The sequence below is a fragment of the Luteibacter sp. P4_D7_3 genome (assembly GCF_056401735.1).
This window is the reverse complement of record NZ_JBFUIT010000010.1, coordinates 1-23,693: the sequence shown is the minus strand read 5'-3', so window position 1 is coordinate 23,693 and position 23,693 is coordinate 1. Positions and strand designations below refer to the sequence as shown.

Here is a 23,693-nt window from a genome sequence, read left to right as displayed (position 1 = left end):
CATGAACGAGGGCGACGGCTTGRACCAGGACGTCTGGGAGCGAAAATACCATCTCGCCCTTGAGCGGATGGAGCGCGACGAGCACGACTTCCGGCGGCTTGAAGAGGGGTTGCGGAGGCTTGTGCTGCGTCTCACTGCGCTAGCGCGTGGGCAAAGCGCGCAAGCCGACCGCCTCCTCGACCAGCTCGGTGACGGCCTGGGTGTCGCCTCCGATCCGGACGCTCTCGATACCCTGCTCGATGCCCTGGCCGAGGCAGTGACCGCACTGGAGCCGCGGCCGGCTCCGACGCCGCACCACATGACCGAGGCGCTTGAGCCCGTCTTGCTCGCCGCCGCCGTCGATACGGTGCAGGAGGCGATGGAGGCCTTGCGACAAGTGCTGTTCCACGTCGTGCTCATGCCCGCACTCGCGGGGCGTGTCGACGCACTGCACGCTTCGCTGGGGCAGGCCCGCGACACGGCGGCTATCTCGGCGGCGGCCCGCGGCATCGCCGATCTGGTCAACCTGCAGCGTAACGCGCTGCGCCAGGACATCGCCCAGCTGCAGGAACTTCTGGCCGATGTCAGCGGAAGGCTCGGTGACATGACTCGTTATCTCGTGGCCGAGACCGAGAACACAGACGTGGGCGATGAACAGGGTCGGGACCTGGACGCGACGGTGCGCGAGGAAATGCGGTTGCTCGTCGAACAGACGCAGGGTGCCACCGATCTCGAAGCCTTGCAGGCGCAGGTCAACGCGCGCCTTTCCATGATCGACGAACATTTTCGTGTCTTCCGCGCGCGCGAGGACGAGCGCCTGGCGACGTATCGCGATCGTGCGGAACGCATGAAGGATCGCGTCGAAGAACTCGAAATCCAGGCGACGTCGCTGCAGGACTCACTGCGCCGCGAGCATGAGCTGGCGCTCACGGATCCACTGACCGGCCTGCCCAATCGTCTGTCGTACGAGCGGCGCATGGCCGAGATCGAGCGGGATGTCCGCGATAACGGTGGCGTCGCTTGCGTGGGCGCGTTCGACATCGATCACTTCAAGGTGATCAACGACAGCTTCGGGCATGCGGCGGGCGATGCCGTATTGCGTATCGTCGCCCAGACCCTCACTCGCGAACTGCCGGAGCCGGCCTTCGTCGCCCGATACGGTGGCGAGGAGTTCGTCGTGGTGTTCGCCGGCGTCCCGGCCGAGGAAGCTATCGCTGCCGCCACGGCGCTGTGCGAAACGGTTGCTGCACTTGCCTTCCACGCCAGCCAGAAGCCCGTGACCGTCACCATGTCCGGCGGCATCACACGCTTCCTCGTCGATGACACCGCCGCTACCGTTTTCGATCGCGCCGACCGCGCCCTCTATGCCGCCAAACGCGCAGGACGCAATCGCTGCCTGCTGCTCTGAGCGGGGCTGGCTCGCCTTCGGCATTGCGTTATGCGCTCGCGTCGCGTGGCCCCGAGGGTGATACCCGCCGGCTCTTGCGACGCAGCGCAACCGCGAGCCCAAAGGCGAGCCCGCCAGGAAGAAACCCCGTGACCCACCAAACAAAAGGTTCTTCGCGGAATGCCGGGGACGCCGAAGACGGTGAGTCGCAGAGCCTTCGGCGTGTAGACGTGGCGGCGCAGAGCCTTCGGTGCCCACCCTCGCTGCTCAGACACGTCCTCCGCGTTTCGTACCGGAAAGGCCGCTGCGCGGACCATGTTCTTATTGGCCTACGGCCGCTCCACTTGTGCGGAACTCGCCTCGAGGGTGGGCACCGAAGACTCTCCCGGAACCTGAGGTTCGTGTGGGTCGAGCCGACAAAGCAGCGCCGCTTCGGATGCTGGCTCGTCGGCATCGCCAAACGGTCGACCCCAGCGCGCTGAGATCGTCCGCGAGTCAGCGCAGCGGCGAGGAAAACGCTCGCCGCGCCGGAAATGACGTATCTGCACGACCGCCGTAACGGTCCGCTTGGGCGGCCACWCCCACTCCAACGGCTCTCCTTCCACYCAACCGTATCGTCGTGAGAGACCTTGGTGTCCACCCTCGAGGCGAGTTCCGCACAAGTGGAGCGGCCGTAGGCCAGWTAGRTACAYGGGCCGCGTSAGCGGCCTTCCTTTTCGAACGCGGAGGACGTGTCTGAGCMGCGAGGGTGGGCACCAAGGTCTCCCCGCGARMCGCCCAAGTGTAGAGAGYGATGGCGGAGCCGAGCCACCCGCGAAGCCGAAGGCGAGCCATGCGCGAGGTGCGAGGTGCGAGGTGCGAAAGAACGCCCCGACCTAAACCCGCGCGCCCGGGCCCCGGTAATCCGCGAAGAACCAAACAAGAGCCCGGCACGAAGCCGGGCTCTTGTGCGCTGATTCCGGAGCGGATCAGTCGCGACGAGCGAGCAGCATGCCCACTAGGATGCCGACGCCAAAGCCGCTCAGGATCGCGCCAAGGGGGCGGTGGGCGATCACGTCGCGGGCGGTGTCGACGGCCTCGCCAGCCTTGGCCTGGACGCGCCCGGCCGTCTCACGGATGGCGCCTTCGGCTTCGAGGCCGTGGTCGCCGCCCAGGGCGCCTGCTGCGCGCTGCACACGGCCGCCGATGGTATTCGCCGCGCCACGGATCTGGTCTTCGTTCATGGTCCCGCTCCTCCGTTGATTGAAGAGGTGAAGGTGCCGACCGGGAAGTGCACGGCGCGGCAAGACGCCGTCAATCCGATGCTTTCACCGGTTCCATGCGGCAACGCGTCATAATGGTGCACCTCGCGTCGAAGAAGGGGGCTCCACGCCCATGGAAGCCACGACAGACCACCGGCCCGATGCTGGCGCAGCGGCCCATCCCGAGGCCGTGATCGAGCGCGCCGACGTGCGCTTCACCGTGCTGACGCCTCGGCTCATCCGCCTGGAATGGAGTGCCGTCAGCACCTTCCGCGACAGTCGCACCCAGATCGTGGTGCACCGGGCGTTGGACGTGCCCCGATTCCGGATTGCCGAAGACGACCAGGCGATCGAGATCGACACCGGCGCGCTGCAGGTGCGCTACCTGAAGGGCGGCGGGCGCTTCACCTCGGGCAACCTTTCGATTCTGGTTCGTCGGGCCGAAGGCGACCTGACCTGGAAGCCGGGCGATCTCCAGAAAGACAATCTTGGCGGCACTTACCGCACCCTTGACCGGTACGACGGGGACACCTGGCAGGACGGCAGCAAGCTGCCGATCGAAGAGGGGCTGATCGCGCGGGACGGCTGGCATGTTGTCGACGACACCGCCGGTTTCGGCATCGATGACGAAGGCTGGGTGCTCGAGCGCCCGGCCGGCGAGCGTCAGGATCTGTATTTCTTCGGTTACGGCCACGACTACCGTGCCGCGCTGGGCGACTTCGCCGCCATCGCCGGTCCCCAGCCGATTCCGCCGCGGTTCGTCTTCGGGTACTGGTGGTCGCGATACTGGAACTACACCGACGAGGAACTGCGTACGCTCGGCGCACGTTTCGAGAAGGAGCGTATCCCGCTCGACGTGCTGGTGCTCGACATGGACTGGCACACCACGCCGGGCCTGTCGCTGCGGCCGGGACACGAGCACAAGGATGTCTTCGGCGAACAGTCCGGCTGGACCGGCTACACCTTCAATCGCAGCCTGTTTCCCGATCCGAAGGCCTTCATGCGCTGGGCACACGGGCAGCATCTTCGGGTGACCCTGAACCTGCATCCCGCATCGGGTGTCCTGCCGCATGAAGAGCAGTATGAAGCCATGGCGAAGGCGCTCTCGTGGGATACCTCGACACAGGCGGCGATTCCTTTCGAAGGCACGTCGCAGCCGTATATGCGCGCCTTGTTCGACACGGTGCTGCACCCGCTCGAAAAGGTCGGCGTCGATTTCTGGTGGCTCGACTGGCAGCAGTGGCCGGAGTCGAAGGCGCACCCTGGCCTGTCGAACACCTGGTGGCTCAACCACACCTTCTTCACCGAGATGCAGCGGGACGGCGATCGGCGCGGGCTGATTTACCACCGATGGGGCGGCCTCGGTAACCACCGTTATCCGATCGGCTTCTCCGGTGACAGCGTGATTTCCTGGGGCTCGCTGGCGTTCCAGCCGCACTTCACCGCCATGGCGTCGAATGTCCTCTATGGCTACTGGAGCCACGACATCGGCGGGCATACCTTCCACAAACATATCCCGCGGCCGGAGCGACACCTCGCGCCGGAGCTCTACGCCCGGTGGATGCAACTGGGCGTGTTCAGTCCGGTGCTGCGCACCCACTCGGCGAAAGAAGCCAGCCTGCACAAGGAGCCGTGGCACTTCGGGCCGCCTTACGGCGACGCGATCTTCGCCGCGATCCGTCTGCGCTACCAGCTTGCGCCCTACATTTATGGGGCCGCACGCCACGCCTACGACACCGGTTTGTCGATCGTGCGCCCGATGTACTACCACTGGCCCGAGCACGAAGAGGCGTACAACCATCCGGCGCAATACATGTTCGGTAACGACATTCTTGTCGCTCCGGTCACGACGCCCGTCGGCGAGGACGGCGCCGCACCGTTTCCCGTGTGGCTTCCGCCCGGCCTCTGGTACAGCCGTGATGGCGCCGAGTCGTTCGAAGGTGGGCAGATGATCGAGCGGCACTACACGCTCGAGGAGATTCCCATCTTCGTGCGTCCGGGAAGCGTGGTGCCGCTCTACCCCGAGGGCATGCGTAACCTCGCCAGCGTGCCGGATGCCCTTATCCTGCAGGTTTTCCCGGGTGACGAAGGCGCCACCGAACTGTACGACGACGACGGCGAAAGCCAGGGCTACCAGCGCGGCGAGTTCGCACGTACCAGCGTGCGCAGCCGTCGTGGCGATCGTGCGCAGCGCGTGCACATCGACGCCATGCGCGGTCATTACAAAGGACGCCCCGGAGCCCGCTCGTACATCGTCGAGCTGCTGGATGCCGGTATCCCGGAAAGCATCGAAGTCAATGGCATGGCATTGCCGTACAGCGAGCCGCCCGCGCCGCAGACCTGGCTGTTCGACACCGCATCGCTTTGCATTCGCATCGATCTGGGTTCGGTATCGCTGGACGAACCCCAGGACATCGTTGCGCGTTTCACGCCGGAACATTCGATGCCGGCCGGGCTGTTGCACCGCATGCGGCGCGCTGGCATCGCCGTGGATTACCTGAAGCAGGTATGGGGCGACATCTCGGCACTGCCCGATGACGTCGACCTCGCAGGGCAGGCGGCACGCGTGCTGGCCTATGCGGTGGAAGAGGGCGACGACGAAGGTCGTGCCGGTCGCTTCATGGCGGCGGTGCTCGCCTTCGAAGCACGCTTCCGTGGCCTGCCGGCCAGCGTGGATGCCACGCCGATCGACGAGTCCTACAAGCGTACGTTCGCCAACTTGCTAGGGCGCTGACCGTTGCGCCGGCTGCTCGGTGTCCTGCTCGTCCTGCTTGCTTTCGCGGCGCACGGGCAGGCTGCGGTGCGGGTGGGCTCGAAGGCGGACAACGAAGGTGCGGTGCTCGGCCAGATCCTGCTCCAGGTGCTTCGCCATGACGGCGTGCCGGTGATCGACCGGACCCAGCTCGGCCCTACGTCCATCGTGCGTCGCGCCCTGCTCAATGGCGATCTGGATGTCTATCCGGAGTACACCGGCAACGCCGCGTTCTTTTTTCACCGTGAGAACGATCCCGCCTTTCGCGATGCGCGGAAGGCCTATGCGCTTGCCGCCTCGCTCGACCTCGCCGCCAACCGCCTGGTCTGGCTGGCGCCCGCGCCCGCCGACAACCACTGGGCCATCGGCGTTCGTGGCGACGTCGCACGCGCGAAGAAACTCGCCACGCTCGATGATTTCGCGCGCTGGGTGAACGGCGGCGGCGACGTCCTCCTGGCCGGCTCTGCCGAATTCGTCGAGAGCGATGCGGCGCTTCCCGCCTTCCAGGCCGCGTACGGATTCACCCTGCGCGGCGACCAGCTCCTCGTGCTCGCTGGCGGGGATACGTCGGCGACGATCAAGGCGGCCGCCGAGGGCATCTCGGGCGTCAACGCAAGCATGGTCTATTCGACCGATGGCGCGATCGCTATCACCGGCCTGGCCGTCCTTGCCGATCCGCGCCACGTGGAAATCGTCTACCAGCCCGCCCCTGTCGTTCGTGAGGAGGTGTTGCAGCGCTATCCATCCATGCGCAGTTCGCTGGAAGCCGCCTTTCGACCGTTGACGGTGGACGTGCTGCGCAAACTCAATGCGCGCACGCAAATCGATGGTGACGATCCGGCGGTGGTCGCCCGGGACTACCTGCGCGACGCGGGTCTGGTGCGATGACCCCGCGCGCGCTGCCTGTTGTCCTACTGGCCTGCATCGGCTTCGTCGCCGCGCTCGCCTTTCCGTTTCTCTATGTCACGCCAAACCGACTGCTTAGCGGCGAGCCGCACAGTCCGCACGTCGTCGCCTTGGCCCTCACGTGGGTCTTGCTCGCCGCGGTGGGCGCGACCTCCGTGAGAGGGAGCCGGGTGGCGGTCGCACTCCTTGCGTGGGCACTGATCGCCGGCCTGCCGCTCCTGGCCAGCATCGATGCGCGTACCTTGCTGCTCGCGGCGGCGCCCAGTGCGCGTGTTCCCCTGGGTGCGGGCTTCTGGTTGATGTGGCTCTCGGCGAGCCTCCTTCTGCTCGACCGGCTGCGCGCGATACGCATGGCCGGGCGGGTCGTTGCCTGGATCGCGCTACTCGTGGCATTCGTCGTCATGGGAAGCGCCGGCGCGTTCGATACGCTGGCGCTGGTCCGCGAATTCCATGCCCAGCGCGGACCCTTCATGGACGCGCTGCTCACCCACCTGACGCTTGCCGCGACGACCCTGGTGCTTGCGCTGGTCATCGGCGCGCCCCTGGGCTGGTGGGCCTGGCGCACGCGCCGAACGGATGGTGCTGTCGTCGGCATGCTCGCCTTCCTCCAGACGGTGCCGTCGCTCGCCCTGTTCGCCTTGCTGATCGGCCCCTTTGCCTGGTTGGCTCGCGCATGGCCCGCGCTCGGTGCGCTCGGTTTCGGTGGAACGGGCGCCGCCCCTGCCGTCTTCGCGCTGGTGCTCTATGCCCTGCTGCCGGTCGTTCGATACACCATCGCCGGCCTCGGCGCGGTACCCGCGGATGCGCGCGAAGCGGCGCGTGGACTCGGCATGAGTCGGCTGCAATTGCTATCGCGCGTGCAGCTGCCGCTGGGTTGGCCGGTGCTGCTGGCGGGCCTGCGCATTGTCGCCGTACAGGCGATCGGACTGGCGGCAGTCGCCACCCTGATCGGTGCAGGCGGCCTGGGCCGCTTTGTCTTCCTCGGTATCGGCCAGGGGGCTAACGACATGGTGATGTTGGGTACGCTGGCGATCATCGCGTTGGCGCTGGCCGTCGATCTCCTATTCCAGGCCATGCTCGCTTTTACGGAACGACGCCCATGATCGAGTTCGAGCACGTCTCCAAACGCTTCGGTGAGCACGTCGTCATCGACGACCTGTCGCTTCGCGTGGACGACGGTGAGTTCTTCGTCCTCGTCGGACCGTCAGGTTCGGGCAAGTCGACGCTACTGCGCACCGTGAATCGCCTGGTCCCTATCGACGCGGGAAGCGTGCGCATCGATGGCGTGGATGTCGCGACTCAGGCGGTCGAGCCGCTGCGCCGTGGCATCGGCTATGCCATCCAGTCCGTCGGGTTGTTTCCGCATCGGACCGTCGGCGAGAACATCGCGACGGTCCCGCGTCTGCTTGGCTGGTCGGACGGCGACACCCGTGCGCGGGTCGCGGAACTGCTGGTCCTGCTCAAACTGGACGAGCCGGGCATCGCCGATCGCTATCCCGATACGCTTTCCGGTGGCCAACAGCAACGCGTCGGCGTCGCGCGTGCACTCGCCGCGCGACCACGCATCGTCTTGATGGACGAACCGTTCGGCGCACTCGATCCCGTGACGCGCGAGTCGCTCCAGGCCAGTCTCAAGGCGATCCAGCGCGATACCGCCACGACCATCCTCTTCGTGACCCACGACATGGACGAAGCCTTCGGTCTCGGTCACCGCGTGGCCCTGATGCTCGACGGCAAGGTGGCCCAGGTCGGTACGCCCCTGGAACTCATTCGTCATCCGGTGAACGAACGCGTGCGCGAATTCGTCGGTGGGTCGCGCGCGCGACTGCGCGAACTGGCGGTGCGCCAGGTACGCGACAGCATGCGCAAGGGTGAGGTCGCCGATGGCGATGCGATCGATGGTGGGGCCTCGTTACAGGATGCGCTGGGGGCGATGCTGACGCAGGGCCGCGACCGCTTGCCCGTCTTCGACGACGGGCAGCTTGCCGGTGCGATCCTGCTCGCCGACCTTGTGGCCTCGCGCGAATGAAGGCGATCATCGCCCCGCTATTGCTGGTCGTCCTGCTCCTGGCACTGCCGCACAGTGCGTCATGGTTTCACGCGTGGATGCCCACGCTTTCGCATCCCCTCTATACGCGCACCTCGTTTCTCATGCTGACGCTCTCGCATTTCTGGCTGGTCGTCCTGGCGACACTCGTTGCCGTCGCCGTCGGCCTCACACTGGGCGTGCTGGCCACCCGTCCGAACGGGCGGTCGTTGCTGCCGACGGTGCGCGCGGTCGCCGTGATCGGGCAGACGTTCCCGCCGGTCGCGGTGCTCGCGATCGCCGTGCCCTTGCTGGGTTTCGGTGCGGCGCCGACGTTACTGGCGCTGACGCTCTACGGGGTGCTGCCGGTGCTCGGGCAGACGGTGGCGGGGCTCGGCAGTGTGGCGCCTGCGGCGCTGCATGCGGCGGACGGCATGGGCTACGGACGCTGGCGACGATTGTGGGATGTGGAGCTGCCGCTGGCTGCCGGCCCGATCATGGCCGGCGTGCGCCTGTCGGCCATCGTCGGCGTCGGCACGGCCACCATTGGCTCGGCCGTCGGTGYGACGACACTGGGATCGCCCATCGTGGAAGGGCTGGTAGGGAATAACACCGCTTATGTGGTGCAGGGGGCGTTGCTGGTGGGGGCGTTGGCGTTGTCGATCGACGGGGTGTTGGGGTTGGTTGAGCGGCGCGTTCGGAGGAATCGCCGCTGAAGCGGCTCCCACACAAAGCGGCCTGCTGCCCTGAAAGCAGCCTGGTGCCCTGTGGGAGCCGATTCATCGGCGATGCTCGTACCCGATTAACGGGCGCGCCAGCCCCTTACCAGATCTTCACGCGCTGCTTGGGGTCCAGATACAGCTTCTGCCCCGCTTTCGGCTGGAACGCGTCGTACCACGGATCGAGGTTACGCACGGTCTGCGCGCGGAATTCTCCCGGTGCGTGACCGTCGCCGATCACCTGTGCGCGCAGGGCCGCGTCACGTGTTTTCGTCCGCCACGACTGGGCGAAGGCGAGGAAGAACCGTTGGTCGCCACTGAGTCCGTCGATCACGGGCGCCGGTTTGCCGTGCAGGCTCTCCTTGTAAGCCGCATAGGCGATCGTGAGGCCCGAAAGATCGGCGATATTCTCGCCAAGCGTCTGCTGGCCGTTGATGTGCAGGCCGGGTAGCGGCTCGTACTGGTTGAACTGCTCGACGAGACGCTGGCCGGCGTCCTTGAAGTGTTTCTGATCCGCATCGGTCCACCAGTTGGCGAGCCTGCCCTGTGCATCGAACTCGGCACCGGTGTTGTCGAAGCTGTGGCTGATTTCATGGCCGATCACCGCGCCGATCGAGCCATAGTTCGATGCCGCATCCGCCTTCGGATCGAAGAACGGGGCTTCGAGGATCGCCGCCGGGAAGTTCAATGCGTTTTGCAGCGGCAGGTTCACCGCGTTCACCGTCTGTGGCGTCATCCACCACTCATCGCGATCGACCGGTTGGGACAGCTTGGCGACCTGGTGATGGTATTCGGCCAGCCTGGCGCGTTCATGGTTGCCGAGCGCGTCGTCCGGACGAACCTCCAGCTTAGAGTAGTCGCGCCAGGTATCCGGGTAGCCGACGCCGACTTTGATCGTCGCGATTTTTGCCTTGGCTTTCTGCCGGGTCTCCGGCGACATCCAGTCCAGGGTGTCCACGCGCGCATCGAACGCCTTCAGGATGTTCTTCACCATGTCCTGCACCAGGGCGCGGGAAGAGGCGGGAAAGTACTGTTTCACATAGATCTGGCCTACCGCATCGCCGAGATCGGCGTTTACACGACCGATGCCGCGCTTCCAGCGATCGCGCTGCTTCGGCGTGCCGGTGAGGGTCTTGCCGTAGAAGCCGAAGGACAGGTCGTCGTAGGCGTGGGGCAGAAGGCCGTTGGCCTCGGCGTTGATGGTATGGAAGCGTAGCCAGGCCTTCCAGGTATCCAGCGGCTCGTTGGCGACCAGGGCGGCGAACTTCGTCACGGTGGCGGGCTGCCAGACGATGAAGGTGGGTTGGTCATCCAGATGGGCCGCTTTGAAGTAAGCCGTCCAGTCGATGCCCGGTGCCTTGCTCGCGAATGACGTGCGCGGCCAGGGGTTGTTCGCCTTGTGGATGTCCTCGCTCTCGACGATCGAGGCCTGGGCCTGGGCGATCTTCGTTTCCAGCGCAAGGATGGCCTTTGCTTTCGCGGCCGCGTCCGGCGTGCCGGCCAGGGTCAATACGGCTTCGACGTAGGCGGCGTACTTGGCCCGCGTGTCGACCATGTCCTTGTCGGTCTTCAGGTAGTAGTCGCGGTTGGGCATACCGAGGCCGCCCTGCAAAAGGTACGGCATGTTCTTCGACGGATCCTCGAGGCCCTGGGCGACGAACAGGCCCAGGAGGTGTTCGGTGTCGAGGCTGGTCGCATTGATCGGGTCGACATCGGCGCGCAGTTGCGCACCGAGCGCGGCCGACAGCGCACCCTTGTCCTTGATCGCGTCGATCGAAGCCAGCGCCGGTTCCAGCGGTTTCAATCCGGCCTTCTCGATACCGGCTTCATCCATATAGGCCTTGTAGTAGTCGGCAATGAGGCGCTGCTCGCTCCCCGTCGCTGGGTGGCCTTCGCCAGCGGCCTTGATCAGCTCCGCATTGCGCTTCTCGGCCTTCTGGAACACTTCCAGGAACACGCCCGTGCTGGCCCGGTCGGCGGGGATGACGGCGGTCTTCTTCCAGGTGCCGTTGGCGTATCCGTCGAAGTCGTCACCCGGCTGCACCGAGTGGTCGATGCCCTTGAGGTCGACGCCAATGGGTGCACCAGCGGCGGCAACGCTTGTTGAGGCGAGGCCGCAGGCGATGGCGGCGGCGAGGATACGGTTGATCGTGGCCATGGAAGGGAAGTCCTTGCATTCGGGACACCCACGATAGACCCCCGCCGCACCGGATGTGTCCATGACGAATGGGCTAGGCGGTTTCCGGCGCAAGGCTCGCACGCATCTTAATTTTTGCCGGAAAAGTGCACTGGTGGTTGTGCCCTAATGATCGTCCGGCCCCGCAACGGGACCGGCATGGCGGGCCGCGGGTCGCCCGGGCCTGCCTTGACTTCCATTGGCAGCAGATCCCTAGGGAGATCGTTATGAATGCACGTTTCGAACTGACCGGCTCACAGACCGACATCGCCAGCTATCCACTCTGGGCTCAGGACATGGTCTCGTCCTGTGAGGACACGCGGGCACAGATTGTCCGTCATGAGATGTGGTCGGCGATGGTCGCCGCCACCCTCGACCCGGATACCACCCGCAACTTCATGATCGGCGTGTGGCCGGTCATCGAGCGTTTTCCGGGCTACATGTCACAGAGCCTGCTTAAGACGCGTTACGGCCGCAGCCCGGGCGACGACCTCGCCCGCCGCTGGCTGGTGCGCAACATCCGGGTGGAACAAAATCACGCCGAGTACTGGCTGAACTGGGCGGAGAGTGCGGGTGTGTCGCGCGAGGATGTGCTCCGGGCCGAACCGCCCAAGGGCACGCAGGCCCTGGCTCAGTGGTGTGAGGAGGTGAGCCGCGACGATTCGCTGGCCGCGGGTATTGCCGCGACCAACTACGCGGTGGAAGGAGCGACGGGCGATTGGTCACAAATCGTCTATGAAAGCGCGGCCTACGCGGAAAGCCTGCCGAATACGGGCCGTAAAGCCGGGCTGCGTTGGCTTCAGCTTCACGCCGCTTATGACGATACACATCCGTGGGAAGCGCTGGAAATCGTCTGCACCCTGCTGGGCACCAATCCCCCGGCGGATCAGATCGAGCACATAAGGGAGTGCGTCCGTCGCAGCTACGTCAGCATGAGCATCACGCTCGATCGTTGCATGGATGCCACGGCTTCGATTCGCAAGTGGAACGAGGCCGCCGCGTAACTCGCAAGTTGGGCGCCATGTGGCGCACTATCACGATCGGATGAGGATATGAGGGAACGATGCAACGCGTTGAGGCCAGTCACCAAGTACCCCTTTCGCGGCGCCTGCGGCCACTGGCCTATGCGCTCGTCGCGGTCGTTGGCCTCATCCTTGCCCTCACATGGGTAGCGCTCCAGACCCAGGTGACTCTCGCCGGTTTCCTCAACGGCGAGAGTCTTTGGTCCAAGGCGCAGAAGCAGGCCGTCATCGACCTTGACGAATACGCGACGCACGGACGTCCGGCGGACCTTGCCGGTTTTCGGCGAAATTACGCGGTGTTGATGGCCGATCGCTGGGCGCGTGACTCCATCGCCAGTGGCGATTTCGTTCACGCCGAGGTCTACGATGCCTTCGCTCGCGGAGGTGTCATTCCGGAGGCCATTCCAGGAATGGTCTTCATCTTCCACTATTTTTCCGGCATGCCGTACATGCGCGAGGCCGTGACGGAATGGCGTTCCGTGGACGCCAGCCTGAACGATCTCGCCGATACCGCCGACCGGCTCGATCGCGCGTACGCGGCAGGCACGCCGCCCACCGCGATGATCGACGCGGAGCGCAGCCATATCGCGGCGCTCAACAGTTATGTCGAACCCCGTGCCAAGGCGTTCTCGCTCGACATCGCCAACGGCGCGTCGTGGATCGGCCGCGTCCTGTTCTTCACGGTGTTCGGTGTCGCCACGCTCGCATCGCTTTTGTGGCTGCGCATGGCCGGGCGTATCGTCGCCACCATTCGCGGCACCGAGGAGCGGTATAGCCTCCTGTTCGACAGCGCGGCCGACGCCATCTTCATGGTGGACGAGGAGAGCGGGCGCATCCTCGATACCAACCGAAGAGCCGCGAACTGGCTTGGTTGTTCGCGTGCCGAACTCATCGGCATCCAGCTTTCCAGTCTGTTCGTCGAAGGCTCCGACCACGCCGGTACCGGTGTGCTGCGCAATGCCGACGGCAGCACGCGGCCGGTGGAGACACAGAGCAGCCTCGTCGTCTGGGGCTCGCGTCAGGTGTGCCAGGCCATCGTCCGCGATATCTCCGATCGGGTGGCCATGGAGCAAGAGCGCAAGATCGCCGCCGAGGCGCTTGCCAGCATCGCCGAAGGCGTGATCATCGCCGACGCCGATCGCCGCGTGACCACGGCGAATGCGGCGCATGCCAAGCTCACGGGTATTTCGTTGCAGGCGCTGCGCCGCACGCGTTTCGATGCCACGCGCACCTTGCCCGATGGCCGACCACTGCCGGCATCGCTATGGGAAGACATCGCCTCCGGTGACAACTGGCTTGGCGAAGTGGAGAGCCAGCGCGCCGACGGCAGTACCTATCCGGAGCTGATGAGCATCAGCACCATTCGCGATAGCGAAGGGCGCCCTCAGCACTATGTCGCCGTCGTCTCTGACATCACCGCCCGCAAGGCCGATCGCCAGCGCCTGCAGCACATGGCCACGCACGATCCGCTCACCGGCCTGGTCACGCGTGCCGAGTTCGAGCGCCGTTGCGCCGAAGCGATCACCCGCGCGGCTCATGAGCGCGGCGCCATCGCCGTGCTCTTCGTCGACCTCGACGCGTTCAAAGTCATCAACGACAGCTACAGCCACGCCACTGGCGACGCGCTTCTTATGCGTGTGGCCGAGCGCATTCGCGCGCAGCTGACACCGGAGGATGTTGCCGGCCGTATCGGTGGCGACGAGTTCACCGTGTTGCTTGCCGACCTGCGCTCGCGTGAGGAGGCACTCGTGGTCGCCGAGGCCATGCTTGCCGCGCTCGCGCGGCCCTTCGACCTGGGCGATTACGAACTCTTCGTCAGCGCGAGTATCGGCATCGCCGGCTACCCGCTCGACGGCAACGATGCGGTCACCCTCATCGCCAATGCGGACGCGGCCATGTACGTGGCCAAGACCGAAGAGCGCAATGCCTTGCGCTTCTATACGCCGAAGATGCATGCGGATGCGCGGCGTCGCCTCAAGCTCGCTTCCGAACTACGCCAGGCCCTGACCCGTCACGAGTTCCATCTGGTCTACCAGCCTAGCGTGGAGATGAAGAGCGGTCGCATCGTCGCCGTGGAAGCGTTGATCCGCTGGCGTCATCCCGAGCGTGGCAACGTCGGCCCGGACGAGTTCATTCCGCTCGCCGAAAGCCTCGGCCTGATTCGCCAGATCGACCAATGGGTACTCGAGACCGCGTGCGAGCAGCTACGCCTTTGGGATATCGCGCGGCTGCCGTCGCTGCGGCTCGCCGTTAACGTGTCGGCGGGCTCGTTCGGTCATCCGGATTTTCTTGCGGGGGTGAGCCAGGCCGTACTCACCACCGGGATCGCCCCCAAGCGCTTGTTGGTGGAGCTCACCGAAAGCGCGATCCTGCGTCTTGGCGAGGATACCGAGCGCGCCATGCTCGCCCTGCACAAGTTGGGCGTGGGTGTGGCGATCGACGATTTCGGCACCGGCTATTCCTCGCTGGCGTACCTGAAGCTGCCGGCGGTGGCGTACCTGAAGATCGACCGCTCTTTCATTACCGGCCTGCCGACCAACGGCAACGACGTGGCGATCACCGAGGCCATGGTGGCTATCGCGCGCAGCCTTGACCTTCACACGATCGCCGAGGGTATCGAGACCGAGGCCCAGCACGACTTCCTGCTGCGCGCCGGCTGCCAGGAAGGGCAAGGCTTCCTCTACTCACGGCCGCTGCCGCCGGACGAAATCGAGCGCCTGCTGGCGCCGAATTCGAAAACGAGTGGGGGTACCCGGCTGTCCCTCGTGCCCCCGCGGCGGGCGTGATCGGGTTCGCCCATACAAGACCCCGTAGGCCCCTTCGGTCCACGATGAGCATCCCCATATAGGCGGGAAGCTACCCGTGCAAGGATCCATCGTGTCCACCCGCGACCCCATCGTTTTTCTGTTTGACGTCGACAACACCCTGATCGACAACGACCGTTTCAGCGCCGATCTTGCCGCACGCCTGCTGCGTGACTTCGGCGAAGCGGGGCAGGCGCGCTACACCGCGATCGACAAGGAGATCCGCGGCCAGGTCGGTTACGCGGACTATCTCGGCGTGCTGCAGCGCCTGCGTGGCCAGGACAGCAGCCTGGCCTTCATGGAGATGTCGTTCTTCCTGCTGGACTATCCCTTCGATGAGCGGCGCTTTCCGGGCGTCCTCGAGGCGATCGACCATCTGCGCACCCTCGGCCGGCCGGTGATCATGTCCGACGGCGACACGGTGTTCCAGCCGCGCAAGATCCGTCGCGCCGGACTGTGGGATGCCTTCCGCGAGGACGTGCTGATCTACGTGCACAAGGAAGACATGCTCGACGACATGCAGAAGCGCTACCCCGCCGACCATTACGTCATGGTCGACGATAAACCGCGCATTCTTGTCGCGCTGAAGAAACTGCTGGGCGACAAGGTGACCACGGTGTTCGTCAAGCAGGGTCACTATGCTGCCGCAGCCGGCGCCGAACTGCAGGAGACACCGCCGGACATCACGATCGACACCGTCGGTGAGCTGACGACGATGGGTCGCGAGGCCTTCCTGGTCACCGCCTGATCCCGAGGGGGTTTCCGTAGGAGCCTCTTCTTCTGTGTGGGAGCCGGCTATGCCGGCGATGGGGGCGTCGGCTATACCGCTCCGTTGGCTTTTCGCCGCTTAAGCGGCTCCCACATGTATTTACTGCGCCGCGTCGAACGCCCCGCGCACCCACTCGACCGTCTCCCCCTCGAACGCCAGCACATCGAACCGGCATGGCCGCTGCGCATCGTGCGGATGCCATGCCAGCCAGAGATGCGCCGCGCTGATCAGCTTTCGTCGCTTGGCCACCGTGACCGAGCCCAGCGCGCCACCGAACGCAGCGCTGCGCCGGTAGCGCACTTCAACGAAGACGAGGGTCTCGCTGTCACGCATGACGAGGTCGATCTCGCCGTGGCGACAAAGAAAGTTGGCGCGCACCAGGCGCAGGCCGCGCGATTGCAGAAACGACAACGCCGCGCCCTCGAAGCGATCTCCGGTGGCGCGGCGTGCGGTGGTCTTTTTCGTTGTGGTGGTCACGCGGCACTCCCTGGCCGCGCCGGCGGGAATCAGCCGCCGCCGCTTTCCACGTTCGGGGCCGCTGCCGGCGCTTCGAGTTCGAGGCTACCCGCGACCGGGTGGGCCACGCCGTCGGTGAAGCGCGCCCAGATCAGTACGCGTCGCACGCGTCCGAACTCGTCCGCCACCAACTGGCCGGTGGCGCCCGGCAGGTAACTGCCAGGATGGCCGCGCATCCAGTCGATGTAAGGCACGAGGCCCCAGGCGTCCATGCCGAAGGCGAACAGCCGTGCGGCGACACCCTTGGTCGACGGCAGTGCGGACGACAGGTCGGCGCGACGGGGCAGGCCGGGTTGTCCATCGAACAGCCAGGGCGCATCGCAGAATTCCACGCCTTCCAGGTCGCGGTCGGCCGTGGCGTCATCGCCGCCGCTGTAAACGTGCGAGGTCGCGAACACCGGCAAGGTGATCTTCGCCAGGCGCAGTTGCGGCAGGAGCAGGCGCGCCTGTTGCGGCTTCATGCTGATGAAGACGCCGCCGGTGGCGGGGTCCTGGTCGGCCGGGGCGGAAAGCTGCGAGGCGAAATCGATGCTCGCCGAGTCCAGCGTCGCCTGGCTCGTCACGGTGCCACCGCGAGCCTGCCACTCGGCCTTGAAGGCGTTGCCGGCACGGCGGGCGAAATCGTCGGTGGAGACGACGACGAGGGCCGTGCGCATGCCGCGGTCGGCCATGTGGTCGGCCACCTGGGCGCCTTCGGTCTCCGGTAGCAACCCGAACTCGTTCGCGCCGGCCGGCGGAAGGTTCTTGTTGTCGTTAGGGTAGTTCAGGGTGAGCATCGGCGCGGGCAGGGCGCCCTTCGCGAAGATGGCGGTCACGCCGTCACGATTGAGCGGGCCCACGACGAAACGGGCGCCCTCGGCGACCGCCTTGTCGTACGCGGCGACGGCGTGCTGCGCGTCGTTGCCGGCGTCATAGACGACGATTTCCGGGCGCGGCGCGTTGGTGTGCGCCGCTTCGATGTAATTGGTGAAGAAGCCGTCACGGATGGCGGCTCCCGCACCTGCCAACGGCCCCGTGAGGGGCAGCAGCAACGCCACCTTTGTCGGTACCTTGTAGCCTTCGCGCACGCCCTTGTCGCCCGTGACCGTGCCGACGGCCTGGTCGAGCACGGCGGGGGAGCGCGTCACGCTGCCGAGCTGACTCTGCGCTTCGATCACCCACGGCCGCATCGGGTCAGTGGCCGATAGCGCATCGCCGCGTTCGGCCAGGGGCTGGGGTCCCATCCCGATGAGCAGGGTGAGGATTTCCCGACGGTTCTGTTCGCGATCGAGGCCACGCAACTGAGTGTCGAGCTCCACGCGGGTCTGTGCGGCGCTCCACGGGTCGTTCGACGCGGCCTGCGCGCGGGCGCGCAGTTCAGCCAGTCGCTGCTCGATCTGTGGCGATACGCGCGACGAGGGCTTGCCCGTATAGGAAAGCGCGCTCGCCGGGTCGTTGTTCTTCAGGGCGATCTCGGCGCGCAGGGCATCGAAGCGCAGCGCGTCTTCGCCCTCGAGCCGGGAACGGCGGATATCGGCGACGATGGGCGCCGCGCGATCCAGCGCGCCTTCCTGGCGGTACGCTTCGGCGGCGAGAAGGTTGTAGTAGTCGCGGTGTGACGGATCCTGGCCGGCCAGCGCGATATAAGCCTGTGCGGCCTGGTCGAACTGGCCCTTGGTGTAGAGCGCCTGTGCCGCCTGCGTGGCTTCACCCGAAGGGGCGGAGCCGTGTTGGCTCACGCCGCCCTGGGTCACACAGCCGGCAAGACCGGCGCAGAGCAGGAAGCCGAGGGTAGTGGCGCGGATCGGTCGCATGCAGGATTCCTTGGGCAGCACGGCGGCGCCCCTCCGGCGCCGAAACGTCAGGATCATAGCCCATCGCTTCGCGAGGCCGATGTGAGGCGCACTCCGCGATTCATGTGGCGATCAACTGCCGTAGAGCGCCTTGCGCGGTGCACCGGTGATCGCGGCGGCCATCTTCGCCGCCTTGGCCGGGGGCAGTTCCTCCTTGAGGATGGCGAACACGCGCAGGCCTTCGGCCAGTCGTTCCTCCTCGCCCTCCTCGCGCCCGGCCACCATCACGACGAACTCGCCCTTCTGCTGGTTGGGATCGGCCGTGACACGTTCGACCAGGCTGGCCAGGCCCCCGTCGAGGACGGTCTCGAACATCTTGGTGAGTTCGCGGGCGATCACCGCCTCACGATCGGCGCCGAAGGCGGCGGACATGTCTTCGAGGGACTCGACGATGCGATGGGACGACTCATAGAAGATGAGCGTGCGCGATTCGCCGGCCAGTTCATTCAGGCGTGCGCGCCGTGCGCCGGCCTTGGCCGAAAGGAAGCCTTCGAAGATGAAGCGGTCGCTGGGCAGGCCGGCGACAGACAAGGCAGCGACGACCGCGCTGGCGCCCGRCACCGGACTCACCCGTAGTCCCGCCGCGCGAGCGGCGCGAACGAGCCGGAAACCCGGGTCGCTGATCAGGGGGGTGCCGGCGTCCGACACCAGGGCCACGTCGTCACCGCCGCGCATGCGCTCGATGAGGCCGTCCACTGCCGTGCGCTCGTTATGGTCATGCAGGGCGACCAGCGGCGTGTCGATACCGAGGTGTTGCAGCAGGGGGCGCGTGTGCCGGGTGTCCTCGGCGGCGATCACCTTGACCCGGCGCAGTGTCTCGATGGCGCGTGCGCTGATGTCGTCGCGATGACCGATCGGCGTAGCGACCACGTGGAGCATGCCGGGGCGGGAGAGGGACATCGGGAAATCCGGTGGGGGTAGCCGCGCATTGTAAGAGCCGATGCATCGGCAATAAGTACATGTAGGAGCCGATTCATCGGCGAATGGCGAATAAACCCGCTGCGCAGCAGCGCTCCTCCCAGGTTGCTTGCCCCATTTCCCATCGAAGGAGGAGCATCGCCGATGAATCGGATCCTACAGGGGGGAGGGGGCGATTTTTGCCGTATAATTCTAGATGGAGTCGGCCGGACAGTCGCGTCACGCCTTCGGGCGTATCGAGGAAAGTCCGGGCTCCATAGGGCAGGGTGCCAGGTAACGCCTGGGCAGCGTGAGCTGACGGCCAGTGCAACAGAGAGCAGACCGCCGATGGCCCCGCAAGGGGATCAGGTAAGGGTGAAAGGGTGCGGTAAGAGCGCACCGCATGCGGGGCTAACGTCGCATGGCACGGTAAACCCCACCCGGAGCAAGACCAAATAAGGGAACTATGACGCGGCCCGCGTCGTTCCCGGGTAGGTTGCTAGAGCCTGGCGGTGACGCCAGGTCGAGAAGAATGACTGTCACGTCGCAAGACGAACAGAACCCGGCTTACAGGCCGACTCCTTTTCTTCAAGGCATCGCGGCGCCGTCTTACGACGGCGCCGCTTTGTTTTTTGCTGATTGGCCCCTTGCCCCTGTGGGAGCCGATTCATCGGCGATGGGTGCTCGCCTCACCCTGGCCCTGCTGCTGCGGGATCGCCGATGAATCAGCTCCTACAGAAGCTTGTTCCATCGCATGAACGTGAGTTCAGTCACACATTCGATTTCACATTTGCAGGGCCCTTTAAACACCGAGGCGATTCGCAAAAAACCTCAACGATTCAACCACCTTCCGCCCCTTCCTAAGAAACGGCTGGAATTGGTGATGAACGTGAGCTTTCTCCTTGATTCACAAGAAAAATTTCCTTGACAGTCTCAGGACCCGAGACTATCGTGGGCCCCAGTGTGAAATCGTGGGATTTGGTGGGGCGGCCAACGAAGATGTTCCAAGGTGAGACAGCCATCACGATCGACGACAAGGGTCGTCTGACGATCCCGACCTCGTATCGGGATCTGGTGGCCGACGCCTGCGCGAATCGTCTGGTCGTCGCTTACAACCCCTTCGATACCGGTTGCCTCTGGATCTTTCCGTACGCGGAATGGGAACAGGTTCGTGACCAGGTCAACGCGCTGCCCAGCGTCAAGGCCGTTCATCGGGCTTTGCAGATGAAGCTGGTGGGTGCTGCGGCCATCGTCGAGCCTGACGGTGCGGCCCGCATCCTCCTTCCATCGAGTCAACGCTCGGCGGCTGGCATAGAAAAAAAGGCCGTCCTCCTCGGCATGGGCAACAAGTTCGAGCTTTGGAGCGAACAGGCCCACCTCGCCAAGATCCGACAAACGATCGGCGAGGACGAGATCAGCGACGACATGGCGGAACTGCGGTTGTGACGAACTAATTCGAGGTCTTGGTGGAACGGGAGCGGGATGTGGTGATGGCGGGGCGCGATGTGCACATCCCTGTGATGCTCGACGAAGCGGTGGAGGGCCTCGCCTTGCGCGAGAACGGGCGCTACCTGGATGGGACTTTCGGCCGTGGCGGTCACGCCCGGGCGATCCTTTCGCGCCTGTCCGCCGATGGTCGCCTGTTCCTGATGGACCGCGACCCCACGGCGATCGCCGTGGCCGAAGCCGACCTCGCCACCGATCCGCGTGTCGCCCTGCGCCACGAAAACTTCGCCACCATGGGTGACTGGGCGGCGCTCGAAGGCGGCCTCGACGGCATCCTGCTCGACCTCGGTGTGTCCTCGCCCCAACTGGACGATCGCAGTCGCGGCTTCAGCTTCATGGCCGATGCGCCGCTCGACATGCGCATGGACACGTCGCGCGGCATCAGCGCCGCGGACTTCCTGGCCGAAGCCAGCGAGTTCGATATCGCCGACGTGCTCTGGCGCTTCGGCGAAGAGCGCTTCAGCCGTCGCRTCGCCAAGGTCATCGTCGAGCGTCGCGCCACCGCGCCGATTACCCGCACCGCCGAGCTCGCCGATCTCGTCGCCGGCTGCGTCGGCCGCCGCGAGCCCGGCAAGAACCCCGCCACGCGCACCTTCCAGGCGCTGCGTATTCGCGTCAATGCCGAACTCGAATCCGTCGAGCAAGGCCTCGCCGCCGCCCTCGACCTGCTCAAGGTGGGCGGCCGTCTCGCCGTGATCAGCTTCCACTCGCTGGAAGACCGCACGGTGAAGCAGTTCATCCGCTCGCACGAGGGCCGCGTGCAGGGCAATCGCCGCGGGCCGCCGCCCGAGGCGGCGCAGACCCGCCTCAAACCCGTGGGCAAGGCGATTTTCCCGTCCGATGCCGAAGTGGCCGCGAACCCGCGTTCGCGTTCCGCCGTGCTGCGCGTCGCGGAGAAACTCGCATGAAGGTGTTCGGCGCGATCTGCCTCTCGATCCTGCTGCTGGCGGTCCTCGCCAGCGCGATCGGTGTGGTCTGGACGCGCCACGAGAGCCGCGTGCTCTTCGTCGAACTCTCGCGTATGCAGAGCCAGAAAGACGACCTCGGTGTCGAATACGGCCGCCTCGAGCTGGAGCAGGCCACCTACGCTGAACCTGCCCGTATCGATGCAGAAGCCCGCGCCAAGCTCGGCATGATCACGCCGAAGCCGCAGGACATCCAGTTGGTGCGCCGATGAAAGCGCGCTACGGCAAGCCGGTCGTGCCGAGCCGCCGTCGCGGCCAGGGGCCGAGCCCGCGCAAGCGGATGACTGTCGTCGTCGCGCTGCTGTGCGTCTGCGCGACCGGCCTCGTCGTCCGCGCGTTCGACCTGCAGGTGGTGCGCAAGCAGTTCTACCAGGACCAGGGCGACGCCCGCTTCCTGCGTGAAATGCCCATCGCCGTCTCGCGTGGCACCATCTTCGATCGCAATGGCGAGCCCCTGGCCGTGTCGACGCCGGTCGCCTCGATCTGGGCCAATCCGCCTGAAGTGCTCGAAAACGAAGACCGTATTCCCGAGCTGGCCAAGGCGCTTCACGTCGACGCGGACGACCTCAAGCAGAAGATCGCCGCGCGCGCCGACAAGGAATTCATGTACATCGCCCGCCAGCTGCGTCCCGAGGATGCGCAGGCGATCGTCGACCTGAAGATCCCGGGCATTGCCTCCCAGCGCGAGTACCGCCGCTACTACCCATCGGGCGCGGTGAACAGCCATATTCTCGGTTTCACCAATATCGACGACCACGGCCAGGAAGGCCTCGAGTTGGCCTTCGACGATTGGTTGTCCGGCAAGCCCGGCGCGAAGCGCGTCATCCGCGACCGTATGGGACATGTCGTCGAAGACGTGGAACTGGTGCGTGAGCCGCAGCCGGGCCGCGACCTGACGCTGTCGATCGACCGTCGCATCCAGTACCTCGCCTATAGCGCCCTGAAAGATGCGCTGGAAAAGAACAAGGCCGATTCCGGTTCCATCGTCGTGATGGACGTGCACACGGGCGAAGTGCTCGGCATGGCCAACCTGCCGACGTTCAACCCGAACGCCGTGCGTGGCAGCACGCCGAACGATCGCCGCAACCGCGCGCTGACGGACGTCGTCGAGCCGGGTTCGACCATGAAGGCCTTCACCATGGCCGCGGCGCTGACCAGTGGCAAGTACACGCCCACGTCGCCGCTGATCGAGACCTCGCCGGGCACCTGGATGATGGGTGGGCACCCGGTTMGTGACACGCATAACTGGGGCACGCTCACCCCGACCGGCGTGATCACGAAGTCGTCCAACGTCGGCGCGGCCAAGATCGCCATGACGCTCGATACCGACTTCCTCTACAACATGTGGAAGTCGTTCGGCATCGGCAACAGCACGGGCAGCGGCTTCCCTGGCGAAGCGGCCGGTTACCTGCCGGTGAGCCGTACCTGGAAGCCGATCGAAAAGTCGCGCATGGCGTACGGCTACAACCTGAGCGTCACGCCGTTGCAGCTGGCCACCGGCTACACCGCAATCGCCAACGGCGGCGCGCTTCGATCGCCGAGTTTCATCAAGGGCGCCGATAATCCGCCGAGTCAGGTCATCACCCCGGAAGTGGCGCATGAGATCGTGCGGATGCTCGAGACCGTCCTTCAGCCGGGCGGTACCGGTTTCGGGTTCGCGTCGGTGGCCAATTACAGTGTGGCCGGCAAGACGGGTACCTCGCATAAGTTCTCCGTGGGCGGCTACTACGCAAAGAATTACATCTCGCTCTTCGTCGGCATGATCCCGGCCAGTGCGCCGCGCATCGTCACGGTCGTCGTTATCAACGATCCGCAGGGCGGTCACTATTACGGCGGCTCGGTGGCCGGTCCGGCCTTCGCGCAGGTGATGCAGGGCGCCGTGCGCCTGCTCGACATTCCTCCCGACAACGTCGGCCGCTGGTACGTCGGCGGTCCGAGTGTGGGCGGTCTTATCGGCTCTTCGAATGCACCGCCGCCGGCGGCGGACGACAGCGCGGCGGAAGAGGTGGTCCCATGACCATGCCTCTCGCCGAGCTGCTCCTTGGTTTCGCCGACGCCTCCGGTGCCGGCGACATCGTCGTTTCGGGCCTCTCGCTGGATTCCCGCGAGATCGTCGACGGCAACGCCTTCATCGCACTGCGCGGCGGGAAGGGCCACGGCATCGATTTCGCGGCGAAGGCCGTGGAGCAGGGTGCC

At 65.7% G+C, this 23,693-nt stretch carries 19 protein-coding genes and 1 other RNA gene; 15 read left to right on the top strand and 5 right to left on the bottom strand.

What is annotated here, in order from left to right:
- The first annotated feature begins 1 nt into the window (after nucleotide 1).
- Nucleotides 2–1,387 carry a GGDEF domain-containing protein gene (locus AC1DSN_RS02370; protein WP_477329453.1) on the top strand — a complete coding sequence of 462 codons (1,386 nt, stop codon included), beginning with the start codon at nucleotides 2–4 and terminating at the stop codon, nucleotides 1,385–1,387.
- A gap of 947 nt (nucleotides 1,388–2,334) precedes the next feature.
- Here AC1DSN_RS02370 and AC1DSN_RS02365 read toward each other — a convergent pair.
- The gene (locus AC1DSN_RS02365; RefSeq protein WP_046968237.1) at nucleotides 2,335–2,589 is read right to left on the bottom strand and encodes a CsbD family protein; all 255 of its coding nucleotides are present in this window, start codon (nucleotides 2,587–2,589) and stop codon (nucleotides 2,335–2,337) included.
- A 151-nt stretch (nucleotides 2,590–2,740) separates the two neighbouring features.
- Between AC1DSN_RS02365 and AC1DSN_RS02360 the strand changes: the two genes are divergently transcribed.
- The 5 genes from AC1DSN_RS02360 to AC1DSN_RS02340 are packed head-to-tail and all read left to right on the top strand — an operon-like array spanning nucleotide 2,741 to nucleotide 9,007.
- Nucleotides 2,741–5,341 carry a glycoside hydrolase family 31 protein gene (locus AC1DSN_RS02360; RefSeq protein WP_477294586.1) on the top strand — a complete coding sequence of 867 codons (2,601 nt, stop codon included), beginning with the start codon at nucleotides 2,741–2,743 and terminating at the stop codon, nucleotides 5,339–5,341.
- 3 nt (nucleotides 5,342–5,344) lie between these two features.
- Nucleotides 5,345–6,247, top strand: a complete 903-nt coding sequence (locus tag AC1DSN_RS02355) for a glycine betaine ABC transporter substrate-binding protein (protein ID WP_477294588.1) — start codon at nucleotides 5,345–5,347, stop codon at nucleotides 6,245–6,247.
- Nucleotides 6,244–7,368 (top strand): ABC transporter permease, encoded by a 1,125-nt coding sequence (locus AC1DSN_RS02350; RefSeq protein WP_477329450.1) that lies wholly within the window; start codon nucleotides 6,244–6,246, stop codon nucleotides 7,366–7,368. Before AC1DSN_RS02355 ends, AC1DSN_RS02350 begins: the two co-directional genes overlap by 4 nt.
- The gene (locus tag AC1DSN_RS02345) at nucleotides 7,365–8,294 is read left to right on the top strand and encodes an ABC transporter ATP-binding protein (RefSeq protein ID WP_063573401.1); all 930 of its coding nucleotides are present in this window, start codon (nucleotides 7,365–7,367) and stop codon (nucleotides 8,292–8,294) included. The genes AC1DSN_RS02350 and AC1DSN_RS02345 overlap by 4 nt, the downstream gene beginning before the upstream one ends.
- Complete coding sequence (locus tag AC1DSN_RS02340) at nucleotides 8,291–9,007, top strand: ABC transporter permease (protein WP_477329448.1); 717 nt, start codon at nucleotides 8,291–8,293, stop codon at nucleotides 9,005–9,007. The genes AC1DSN_RS02345 and AC1DSN_RS02340 overlap by 4 nt, the downstream gene beginning before the upstream one ends.
- 106 nt (nucleotides 9,008–9,113) lie before the next feature.
- Here the strand turns inward: AC1DSN_RS02340 and AC1DSN_RS02335 are convergent, their stop codons facing one another.
- Entirely contained in the window at nucleotides 9,114–11,168 is a 2,055-nt protein-coding gene (locus AC1DSN_RS02335; RefSeq protein ID WP_477294595.1) for a M13 family metallopeptidase, read from the bottom strand.
- A gap of 245 nt (nucleotides 11,169–11,413) precedes the next feature.
- Between AC1DSN_RS02335 and AC1DSN_RS02330 the strand changes: the two genes are divergently transcribed.
- The 3 genes from AC1DSN_RS02330 (at nucleotide 11,414) to AC1DSN_RS02320 (ending at nucleotide 15,760) form a co-directional block, all read left to right on the top strand.
- Nucleotides 11,414–12,190 (top strand): TenA family transcriptional regulator, encoded by a 777-nt coding sequence (locus tag AC1DSN_RS02330; protein WP_477294597.1) that lies wholly within the window; start codon nucleotides 11,414–11,416, stop codon nucleotides 12,188–12,190.
- A gap of 59 nt (nucleotides 12,191–12,249) precedes the next feature.
- Entirely contained in the window at nucleotides 12,250–14,994 is a 2,745-nt protein-coding gene (locus AC1DSN_RS02325) for a putative bifunctional diguanylate cyclase/phosphodiesterase (RefSeq protein WP_477329446.1), read from the top strand.
- Nucleotides 14,995–15,085: 91 nt separating this feature from the next.
- A complete protein-coding gene (locus tag AC1DSN_RS02320; protein WP_477329444.1) occupies nucleotides 15,086–15,760 on the top strand; it encodes an HAD family hydrolase in 675 nt (224 codons plus the stop codon).
- 120 nt (nucleotides 15,761–15,880) lie between these two features.
- Here the strand turns inward: AC1DSN_RS02320 and AC1DSN_RS02315 are convergent, their stop codons facing one another.
- The 3 genes from AC1DSN_RS02315 to rsmI form a co-directional block, all read right to left on the bottom strand.
- Nucleotides 15,881–16,258 carry a YraN family protein gene (locus AC1DSN_RS02315; RefSeq protein ID WP_477294603.1) on the bottom strand — a complete coding sequence of 126 codons (378 nt, stop codon included), beginning with the start codon at nucleotides 16,256–16,258 and terminating at the stop codon, nucleotides 15,881–15,883.
- 29 nt (nucleotides 16,259–16,287) lie between these two features.
- The gene (locus AC1DSN_RS02310; protein WP_477329442.1) at nucleotides 16,288–18,090 is read right to left on the bottom strand and encodes a penicillin-binding protein activator; all 1,803 of its coding nucleotides are present in this window, start codon (nucleotides 18,088–18,090) and stop codon (nucleotides 16,288–16,290) included.
- A gap of 111 nt (nucleotides 18,091–18,201) precedes the next feature.
- Nucleotides 18,202–19,029, bottom strand: coding sequence for a 16S rRNA (cytidine(1402)-2'-O)-methyltransferase (gene rsmI, locus AC1DSN_RS02305; RefSeq protein ID WP_477329440.1), 828 nt, complete (start codon nucleotides 19,027–19,029; stop codon nucleotides 18,202–18,204).
- Between the two features lie 216 nt (nucleotides 19,030–19,245).
- On the opposite strand from rsmI, the gene rnpB reads away from it, so the two are divergent.
- From rnpB to AC1DSN_RS02275, 6 genes are all read left to right on the top strand, one after another.
- Nucleotides 19,246–19,612: RNase P RNA component class A (rnpB, locus tag AC1DSN_RS02300), an RNA gene on the top strand.
- 413 nt (nucleotides 19,613–20,025) lie between these two features.
- Nucleotides 20,026–20,472, top strand: coding sequence for a division/cell wall cluster transcriptional repressor MraZ (mraZ, locus tag AC1DSN_RS02295; protein WP_159890808.1), 447 nt, complete (start codon nucleotides 20,026–20,028; stop codon nucleotides 20,470–20,472).
- 44 nt (nucleotides 20,473–20,516) lie between these two features.
- On the top strand, nucleotides 20,517–21,440 hold the full coding sequence (rsmH, locus tag AC1DSN_RS02290; protein WP_477329438.1) for a 16S rRNA (cytosine(1402)-N(4))-methyltransferase RsmH: 924 nt from the start codon (nucleotides 20,517–20,519) through the stop codon (nucleotides 21,438–21,440).
- Entirely contained in the window at nucleotides 21,437–21,709 is a 273-nt protein-coding gene (gene ftsL, locus AC1DSN_RS02285; protein WP_063572840.1) for a cell division protein FtsL, read from the top strand. The genes rsmH and ftsL overlap by 4 nt, the downstream gene beginning before the upstream one ends.
- Nucleotides 21,706–23,514: a peptidoglycan D,D-transpeptidase FtsI family protein gene (locus AC1DSN_RS02280; RefSeq protein ID WP_477329436.1), complete on the top strand. Its 1,809-nt coding sequence runs from the start codon at nucleotides 21,706–21,708 to the stop codon at nucleotides 23,512–23,514. The genes ftsL and AC1DSN_RS02280 overlap by 4 nt, the downstream gene beginning before the upstream one ends.
- The coding region (locus tag AC1DSN_RS02275; RefSeq protein WP_477329434.1) for a Mur ligase domain-containing protein at nucleotides 23,511–23,693 on the top strand (183 nt) is incomplete at its 3' end. The genes AC1DSN_RS02280 and AC1DSN_RS02275, both read left to right, overlap by 4 nt.